General features: G+C 60.4%; 11 protein-coding genes and 1 riboswitch. Of the genes, 3 read left to right on the forward strand and 8 right to left on the reverse strand.

The genetic code is table 11. The features are described 5' to 3' along the window. Positions 1 to 495 precede the first annotated feature (495 nt). From VMJ11_RS04170 to VMJ11_RS04200, 7 genes are all read right to left on the reverse strand, one after another. Positions 496 to 1551: a HoxN/HupN/NixA family nickel/cobalt transporter gene (locus VMJ11_RS04170; protein ID WP_325617193.1), complete on the reverse strand. Its 1056-nt coding sequence runs from the start codon at positions 1549 to 1551 to the stop codon at positions 496 to 498. A 35-nt stretch (positions 1552 to 1586) separates the two neighbouring features. Further along, a riboswitch (cobalamin riboswitch) is annotated at positions 1587 to 1753 on the reverse strand. A 396-nt stretch (positions 1754 to 2149) separates the two neighbouring features. Next, positions 2150 to 2938 carry a DUF2182 domain-containing protein gene (locus VMJ11_RS04175; RefSeq protein WP_325617195.1) on the reverse strand — a complete coding sequence of 263 codons (789 nt, stop codon included), beginning with the start codon at positions 2936 to 2938 and terminating at the stop codon, positions 2150 to 2152. 29 nt (positions 2939 to 2967) lie between these two features. Then, positions 2968 to 3570 (reverse strand): DUF1326 domain-containing protein, encoded by a 603-nt coding sequence (locus VMJ11_RS04180; RefSeq protein ID WP_325617197.1) that lies wholly within the window; start codon positions 3568 to 3570, stop codon positions 2968 to 2970. Between the two features lie 286 nt (positions 3571 to 3856). After that, positions 3857 to 4774 (reverse strand): copper resistance D family protein, encoded by a 918-nt coding sequence (locus tag VMJ11_RS04185; RefSeq protein WP_325617199.1) that lies wholly within the window; start codon positions 4772 to 4774, stop codon positions 3857 to 3859. Positions 4775 to 4776: 2 nt separating this feature from the next. Beyond that, positions 4777 to 5154, reverse strand: coding sequence for a copper resistance CopC family protein (locus VMJ11_RS04190; protein WP_325617213.1), 378 nt, complete (start codon positions 5152 to 5154; stop codon positions 4777 to 4779). Between the two features lie 133 nt (positions 5155 to 5287). Further along, complete coding sequence (locus tag VMJ11_RS04195; protein WP_325617201.1) at positions 5288 to 6184, reverse strand: hypothetical protein; 897 nt, start codon at positions 6182 to 6184, stop codon at positions 5288 to 5290. A gap of 101 nt (positions 6185 to 6285) precedes the next feature. Next, positions 6286 to 6672 (reverse strand): DUF2946 domain-containing protein, encoded by a 387-nt coding sequence (locus VMJ11_RS04200; protein WP_325617203.1) that lies wholly within the window; start codon positions 6670 to 6672, stop codon positions 6286 to 6288. A gap of 246 nt (positions 6673 to 6918) precedes the next feature. Here VMJ11_RS04200 and VMJ11_RS04205 point away from each other — a divergent pair, with 246 nt between their 5' ends. From VMJ11_RS04205 to VMJ11_RS04215, 3 genes are read left to right on the forward strand one after another with little or no spacing between them, the layout of a single operon-like run. Next, positions 6919 to 7263 (forward strand): multidrug efflux SMR transporter, encoded by a 345-nt coding sequence (locus tag VMJ11_RS04205; RefSeq protein ID WP_325617205.1) that lies wholly within the window; start codon positions 6919 to 6921, stop codon positions 7261 to 7263. Then, positions 7263 to 7454: a hypothetical protein gene (locus tag VMJ11_RS04210; RefSeq protein ID WP_325617207.1), complete on the forward strand. Its 192-nt coding sequence runs from the start codon at positions 7263 to 7265 to the stop codon at positions 7452 to 7454. Before VMJ11_RS04205 ends, VMJ11_RS04210 begins: the two co-directional genes overlap by 1 nt. A gap of 21 nt (positions 7455 to 7475) precedes the next feature. Next, a complete protein-coding gene (locus VMJ11_RS04215) occupies positions 7476 to 7859 on the forward strand; it encodes an MAPEG family protein (RefSeq protein ID WP_325617209.1) in 384 nt (127 codons plus the stop codon). A gap of 203 nt (positions 7860 to 8062) precedes the next feature. On the opposite strand, the gene VMJ11_RS04220 is transcribed toward VMJ11_RS04215, so the two are convergent. After that, on the reverse strand, positions 8063 to 8560 hold a 498-nt coding region (locus VMJ11_RS04220), incomplete at its 5' end, for a homocysteine S-methyltransferase family protein (RefSeq protein WP_325617211.1).

The raw sequence follows: 8560 nt of genomic DNA on the forward strand, positions 1-8560 counted from the left end.
ATGGCGGACGATTGTGGGTGAACGCAAATCTGCCGCGTGGCGTCACCTTTCAATTCACGGTGCCTGCCACGAATAGCGCCTCCTGAAAAAGCACAGTCGGCGTCACCGATGCGACAAAAACTGGATTGATCACTACCGCGAACGTCCGGTGTCGCAACCATTGCCGACGGGCGGTCATTCCATTCGAATGCCCGCATAACGGGTCGGCTACGGTCTGACGCGCGATGGGCGGCCCGGGAGTTCACGCGTGCGGGACATCGGGCAGAGTTCGACGGCCAGTAAGAGTCATTCAAATCGGATTCGCGACCGTCACCTGCCGGTCGGACAAGAGACGTTCACAGGCCTTTCGTCCACGAGAAGCGGTTCGCCAGCGAACAGTTCGTCCTCAATGGCAATGCAGTGCGACTGCGCCACTCCGTACCACATAGTGATCTTCGAACGCGCCACCGCTACCGCGAGCTCAAATTCTCGCGGAAGCGGGCGCGCGGTGCGCTCTTATCGGCTTAATTCGAGTTCATCAAAGCGTTTTGCCCGATAGATCAGGATCGAGGCAATCCAGCTCACAGCAAAGATGGCGATGATGATGTAGCCGAGGGTGCCGAAATTGTCATTCAGCGTGCCGATGGCATCCCACACCGGCCCTTGCAGCTTCAACTGGTCTGCGAGCAACCCAAGTGCTTCTATACCACCAATCACAACGGCCACGATAACCGACACCAAGGTGATCGTCATGTTGTAGTAGATCTTGCGGATCGGCTTGAGATAAGCCCAGCCGTACGCACCGAGCATCAGGTGCCCATCCAGGGTGTCGATCAGAGACATGCCTGCGCTGAACAGTACCGGGAATACCATGATCGCCCAAGGAGAAAGCCCTCGCGATGCCTGGGTTGCTGCGATGCCGAGCAAGCCGATTTCAGTCGCGGTATCGAACCCCAGGCCGAACAGAAAGCCCAGCGGAAACATGTGCCAGCTGTGGGTGATCACGCGGAACAGTGGGCGGAAGATCCGGGCAAGAAACCCTCGATCGGCCAGCAGCATATCGAAGTCGTCATCCTTATAGACACCGCCGCTCCTGACATTGCGCCAGGCCCGGTAGATGGACCGGAGGATGATCAGGTTCATCAGAGCGATCGCAAACAGGAATAGCGCGGAGGCCAGCGTTCCGACGATTCCGCCGATTTCCTTGTACTGGTCGAAATGCGATTGCATCGCGGATGCCGTAATGGCGACTGCGACAGAAGCAAGCACGACGACAGTGGAGTGACCCAGCGAAAAGAAGAAGCCAACCGCGACAGGGCGCTTCTTTTCCTGCATCAGCTTGCGCGTGACATTGTCGATTGCTGCGATATGGTCAGCATCTACGGCATGACGCAGTCCGAAGCCGTAGGCGAGCAGCGCGGTCCCCAGCAGTACGGGATGATCGCGGAATGCCACCACAGTCCAGATCCAGACAAGGACATTGATCGCAATCAATACGCCGTAGATGCTGAATAACCTATTCCGCACCTTCGTGCTCGAGTCGCCGAAAATTTGTATCAGTTGAGGAATCATCAGACAGTTCCTTGGGATTACGCGTCCCGCTTGAAGTAGAAACGATGGCGAAGAGAGGTCTGACTCCCGGTTCGAAAAGCCCGACGCTTTCAAACTGGATACAGTGGCGCGACCGTGCCGGATTCCCACCGGCTTCCCACTTCGCCCTAATGAGGCTATGCCTGATGCGCTTATACACCGGGCCCAGCGCAATGTCGATAAGCGTGACAGCAACGGGCGCACGGCCACAGGCGAGGCTCAAACCGCGATTACTTTCCTTCGAAGCTCGCCGCACGGAAGGAGAGGGATCACCGGGCGATACTGAAGGGGCACTGATCGACGGGGCAGTGCTCGAAGGGCGAGGCCTGGGAGAACTGCTGGGTGCGTTGCGCGAGTTCACCGAAAGCGGAATGGCGGAAGATCGATTGAGGTGGAGGCATTTGGGCGATCAGTTGTCGCGCCGAGTAAGGGGGCAGCCGGTTATGCTGGCGTGTGCTGCCCTCGCTCCACTTCTGACGAGGGCGTCACTCCTGGCTCAATGCCTTGCAGGTGCGCCATGGATGAAGCGCGGCTTGCACTGCGATTGGACGGATATGGCCCATGTTGAACCACCCGGCGGCTACAGATTCTGAGCGACGATTGCGGCCGCCCAGACTAGCAGCGCCAACCCGAGCGGCCTCCTTATGTGGTGTCCCCATGGCAGATTCTTTTCCGTCGCCATGATCGCCGCGAGCGCGAGCATCCAGCCGATACTTCCCGCACCGACTGCGAACATGAGAAGCATTAAGGCCCAGCAACACCCGATACAGACGAGGCCATGGTGCAGTCCGAGCATCAGGCTGGCACGTCGTTCGTTACCGCCATGCCAGTGTTCAGTGACAAACACCAGCGGTGATCGGCACCTGTCCATGCAGCGATGTTTGAGCGAGGAGAACTGATAGCCTCCCGCAGTCGCGAGGATCAACGTGCCCAGAAGCCAGGCGTGAACAGTCAGCCACGGGATCTGAACCGCTAACGCATGAAGCCCGCTATCCAGCGCGTGCACGCCCACGCCAAACAACGTCCAGATAGCCAGGTACCCCAGCAGAACCAGTGCCAATAACGAATGGCGGTTGGAACGAGCCCGGGTGAGGCGACGGAATATCTGCAGAAGCGGAGCAGTGGTCCCCAGCATCATGGCCGAGAGCATCAATAGCCACGCGATGATATGCAGCATCACTGGCAGCAAAACGCCCCCGCCCGGAACGGTGCTGCACAAATGGCCGATAGGTCCGCTTCCCAGCCACCCGGTATGGTTCAGGTAGCGCGAATACGGTCCTTCATCCCACCCCCACAGTGCCAGCCAGGCCGATAGTACAAGCCCGGCAAGCAATGGCGGAAAGAGGCCTGAGCGCGACGCGGACTTCATCGCGAGTCTCGGTGGCTGTTGGAGGAAGGTCAAGCCTGGAAGTTGAAATGCCCTTGGGTGGCGTTATGGCCTGTCAGGTCGAGGTCGATCTTGAGCAGCGGGTTTTTCATCCGGTAAGCGCTCGCTTTGCTGATGATCGCCGGGGAGCATGGCGTCGTCGAGATGGAATTGCCGAGAAGCACTGCGGGGGCACCGGTCGGACTCCAGTACGGCTCGAGTTCGGCATGAATGTCGGCGCCAATATCGAGTTTGCCTTTGCCTCCCTGAAGGTCAAAGACAATAGGTGCGCGCTCGATCGAGACGATTTTTCCATACAAATGGGCGAAGTCGGCCAGTGGGCCGCCACGCTCGCCTCGATAGACGCTCGAGAGTGCCTCGAACTGGGCATCGGTAGCGCGGTCATCAATATACAGCGCGACCTGCCAGTTGCCCCGAAGGATATTTCCGGGAATGAACGTAGCGACGGCCACCGTCAGCCCGGAAACGTCGATGTCGTCGATCGCACCCTTATCGTAATGATGCGCGATGGCGGCGCAACATGTGCCATTGTCGGCGTCTTCCCCTATGCAGCAAGGGCAAAGCACGTTGCAATTACACACTTCCAGAATACTCCCATCGAGTCTGTAGCTCACTTTAGCCTCCTTGCACCGTCACGCGCGTCGCACCGTCACCTCGCCGCAACGGCTACTGACATCAAGAATAGACCATTGATGCTGGCAGGAGCGGGGCGGATTCGTTCCAGACAGTTCATTGTCGCGGACTGCCAGCTTTTAATCTTTCGTGGTACTGATCCGCGTTAGTCGAAACGAGAGACAACTGAACGAACCGTCCAGATACCCGGCTGACGCGAGCGACGGGGGCGACGGAAAGTGCCGCGGGGTGAGATGCGAGCGTGCGATGGCTCCAATGCAACCAGACTTAGCCGCCCGAGGGTGACGTATGGCCGAGCACGCCAGCCACTGCCAATACCGTCAGCATGGCCACGGCCTCGACGGCCAGCAGCCGGTCAAAGCCGCGCTGCGCATCGCGATACGCAGCGCCGCCCCCTACCGCCGTGGTGTGCAGGCGCGGCAGATAGATCATCCGGTTGTAGCCTCCCAGCAGTACCGCCAGCGTGACGAACACGAGCTTGAGCGTCAGCACGCGTCCATACAGCACGCTCAGCAACGGCGCGCTGACGGGCGCCGTATTCTGCGTCGCGTTGTAGATGCCGGTCACGATCACCACGCCGAGTGCAATCGTTGCCAGGTGCGACAACCGCGTGCAGAACGCCACACGCTGCACCGGCGTAGCGGACGCCGCATCGTTCCGGCGGCACAGCACTTGTGCCGCGACGAGCACGCTGCCCGCCCACAACGCCGTGGCAGCCAGATGCACGACATGCACCGCCTCGCGCAGCGTGAAATCACCCGCGTCGGCGGCATGACTGGCGGCGGCTTTGCCTGCGACGTAGACGACCATGCCCGCTGCCGCAAGCCACCGCGCCGAGCGGCTGTTGCGCGTGCCGCCAAGGCACGCGAACACCACCCCGGCGAGGCCCACTGACCACGCGATGCCGAAGTGCGATTCCGTCAGCACGGCGCTCACCACGGGGCCCGCCTCGCTGAACGGCGAACCGCTCATCACGGCGGCCTCCAGCCACAAGTACAGGCCGCAGGCGAGCCCCAGGGCGCAAAGTGCGCCGAGTCGCGAACGGCCCAGCGCCACAGAAGCAGCGGGACAGCCCGGATCTAGCCGCCCGAGCAGTGCGCTGCACACGAGCGCCCCTACCGCAAGCGCAAACAGCATGTCCTGCACGGCGGCGACCACGATCTGGACGACGACGAGCGGCTCCATCGTTATTTAACCGTGAAAGTGTAGTGGCCCTGCGTGCGGTGGCCATCCGCGGCAACTGCCACCCACGCCACGTTGTACACGCCTGGAATCAGCGCGTTCAGAGCGACCGACATGTGCTTCGTGTTCGACTGATCGACCACTGCCTTGGCGCTCGTCATGGACCTGCCTTGCGCGTCCGTCACGGCAATCGAGCTGAACGTTGGTTCGAGGCCATCGTCGAAATCGATCGCTACATTCCTTTGCGAGGCGGGCACAGTCGACCCCACCGCCGGTGCCTGATGCACTGGATAGGCGTGAGCGTGCGCCAGTTGCGCGACCGTCAGCGTCAGCGCGGCGACCAGCGCGCGTGCCGCGGAAAAATTTACTGGAGAACTTTTCATGGGTTGATCATCGAACGACAAAAGGCGTTGAAAAGTGATGGCCATCGATGACGGCATCGGTTTAAAAGGCTGGACCGCCCAAGGTGAGTCCGACGGCGGGATCTTTGCCGTCAGTCTCGCCTTGGCTTCATCGTCAGGGGAACAGCGGTTTGCCGAGGGTCGTCGGCGCGATGTCGTCGAAGAACAGGTGTGCCTGTACGAGGATCCCCACGTGCGAACCGCTCGCGCGGTTCACCGGAATCTGGGCCTCGACGCCGAACTGGCCGTAACGGTTGATCCAGATGAATCCGGGATTGACCGTGCCGGTCGTCTGCCCCTGGCTTCTCGACAGCGGAATTTCGACGAGCGGGATGATGTTTGCCAGCGGCTGCGGCAAACCAACGTCATGCACGTGCTGCTGCAGATAGGGCAGGCTGTACTGCACCGTGAAGCCATAATTGAACGCGTTGGGCTGTCCGGCGCCGGTGGTCAGCGCTGGACCGGCCTCGGCGGTGATGGCGACCGGGCGCAGATAGGCCAGCGAGTCCGGCAGGTCGCCCATGCCCTTGCCAGCATAAATTGTCGGTGAGATGGTCGAGAAGTTGTCCGCGATCGCCCGGCTGCCCGTGCCGCCGAGTTCGGCATCGACGCCGACAGAGGTCATGAACTCGTGTGCCTCGTTGACATACAGCAGATATTTCAGGCCGACGCCGAAGTTGTCCCAGCCGCGGGCCGTGGGGTTGTTTTGCATCACATAGGTGCCATCGACCGACACAGCCAGTCTTGGCGTGATCAGCTTGTCGTACTCGACATCGAATGTATTGATGCTCTGGTCACCGTTGTCGCCGGGGACGCGGATGTGACCATATTCCAGGTTGGCCTCGTCGCCTACGCCGGGGTCGTCGACGGCAAGGGTCGACGGAAACACGCGGTCGCCCGCAATCGCGTGGGCGCTGGCGACGGTGGGCGTGAAGACAAATGCGCTGACAACGGTAGCAGCGATCGATGTGGCGAGCAGCGGCCTTCCTCCGCGCATGGAAACGGTATACATGGTTCGTCCTTTTTATGGTCGTGATCGTGCGATGGCGCATCCTTGAGCGGACGCGCGACACAGCGCGATGCAGCGCGAGCATCGCGTCGGTAAAAGCCGGATCAGGACAAGACGGGAGGAGCGCGCGGCTGCGCGGGCGTGAGCGGCCCGACGAAGCGAACGCTCTCGAAGCGGGTGGCGACCGGATGCAGGCTGGCCCGGACGATGGCAGCGAACGTTGCGGGCACGCCAGGGATGACGGGAATGTGCGCGAGCAGACCGCAATAGCCGCAGGCCTGTCCGTCGGACATCGTCGAACCTGTATGCGACTGGCTGCCGGGTGCCTCGTGCGGCATCGAAGGCATCGAGCAGTGGCCGTCCATCATTGCGTGGCCATGACGGGTGGCGGCCAACGTCTGCGAGATCGTCGGGGCGAGCGCTACCATCAGGATCGCGAGCAATCCAAGCAGGCTGCCAATTTTCTGAAGGCCCAGGCGAAACACGCTCATGACCGGATATGCGGACGTGCAACGGTGACGGTGAGATTATGCCACGTCAACATCCAGCCTCGGGTTAAGGGGGAGCGGTGCCTCTATCGCGATGTGTGAATGTCCCAATCGGGTCGGCCAGGGCCAACCACCCGGGCAGAGGTCGGCCAGAGGTTACCCTTCACGTTACGGTTCCAATTCAAAACGGCGGCAATGATATTCTCGGCGTGACGCATATGAGCTTCCCGAGCCGAAGAACGAGAACCAATGATCTCAATTACCAATTCGCTTGCTGCGTGGACCGTAGTTTTAGCTTCGGGACTGTTGGAAGTCGTTTTCTCCGTGGCCATGAAGTGGTCCGACAGTTACACAAGGTTGGTGCCGAGTGCGCTGTCCATCATTGCAGCGATGATGAGCGTTTGGTTGATGAGTTTCACGCTCAAAATTCTTCCGCTGGGGACCGCATATGCTGTCTGGGCTGGGATCGGTGCCGCTGGCACGGCCTTAGTTGGATTGATCTGGTTTCACGAGTCGGCCTCGCTCGGTCGCCTGTTGTGCGTCGGCCTGGTTATCGCAGGTATCGTTGGATTGCAGTTTCAGGAAGGTTCTTGATGTCGTTCGACGCCGAACAAATGTTGGCTTCCGGCGATCTCAATCGTCCGCAGTCGGTCGATTACGGAAATCTGACGCCGCTACGCGACGCGAGCCGCGATCGGCAATGCTCGAGGAACTTCCGTGGTCGGCCAAGAAAAGTCGGTCGCTTCGGCGTTCAAATTGGGCTCTATCGCACGATTATTCTCTGACGCACCACAGGAGCTTCTTCTATGAGCACAGTCCCGCTTGTTTGCGTAGCCGTTCTCGGACTCCTCGTGTTTGGTCTAGGGCTAGCCATATCAGCCGCGCGCTTTCGCGGACCGATGAACTACGGTATGACAAACCCTTCGGACTTCCTCTACAGGCTGGTTCGTGCGCACGGCAATACAGTGGAGTTCGTGCCGTTTCTCGCGTTGCTGTTCCTGTACTTCGCTGGCCACCAGCCATCGACGACGACTCTCGCATTGATCATTGCTGCAACCATCTGCCGCTGTTTGCTTGTCATTGGGTTGCTAGCATGGCCGACGATGGCCCGGCCGAACCCGGCCAGGTTCGTCGGAGCGCTCGGGACCTACCTATGCGGCGGAGCATTGTGCGTAGCATTGCTGCTCTAATGCAAGGCGTTGCAGGATCGCAACGCACGAACGACCTTTGGAGAACTTCGGAGGTGCGCTCCGGGCCGCAGACCGTCATTCCACGGTTTTGAGCCGCGCACGTTGCTGATCCCACAGCGGCCGCGGATCCATCGCCAGGTCAGACAGCGTGATCTGGTCCAGCAATGCGTCGTCCGGGCGGGAAACGGAACGTCGCCGGACTGTCACCGGCGCGCCCCCGGTTCACATAGCTGCCTCATCGTCCGGCATATTTCCTCGACGTGACGATGGTCGGTGCCGCAGCAGCCACCGACCACTGTCATACGCGGCAAGAGCGTGTGCAGTGCGCCGTAGTGCATACCCAGTTCCTTCGGGTCGCCATCGTCCAGATCGGCGGATTCATCCAGTTCAGCGTGGCTGCGCCGCGACGCATTGGCGCGTAATCCACGAATCCGCCGCAACCAGCTGCCCTCACGGCGCAACACATCTTCGAAATGCGACGGATGAGCGCAGTTAATCATGTAATACGCCGCATAGCCGCCGGTGTCGGTGTCGGTGCGATCGATCGCTTCCTGCAACGTGTCGCCCGATGGCAGCCGGCCATCCGTTTCCAGAGTAAAGGAAATGACAATAGGCATGTCGCATGCTCTCGCTGCATTGACGATGCCAATGCCTTCCTCCACGTAGTTGATGGTTAAGGCCGCAACCATATCGGCATCCGT

Source organism: Paraburkholderia sp. (genome assembly GCF_035501035.1).
Lineage (GTDB): Bacteria > Pseudomonadota > Gammaproteobacteria > Burkholderiales > Burkholderiaceae > Paraburkholderia.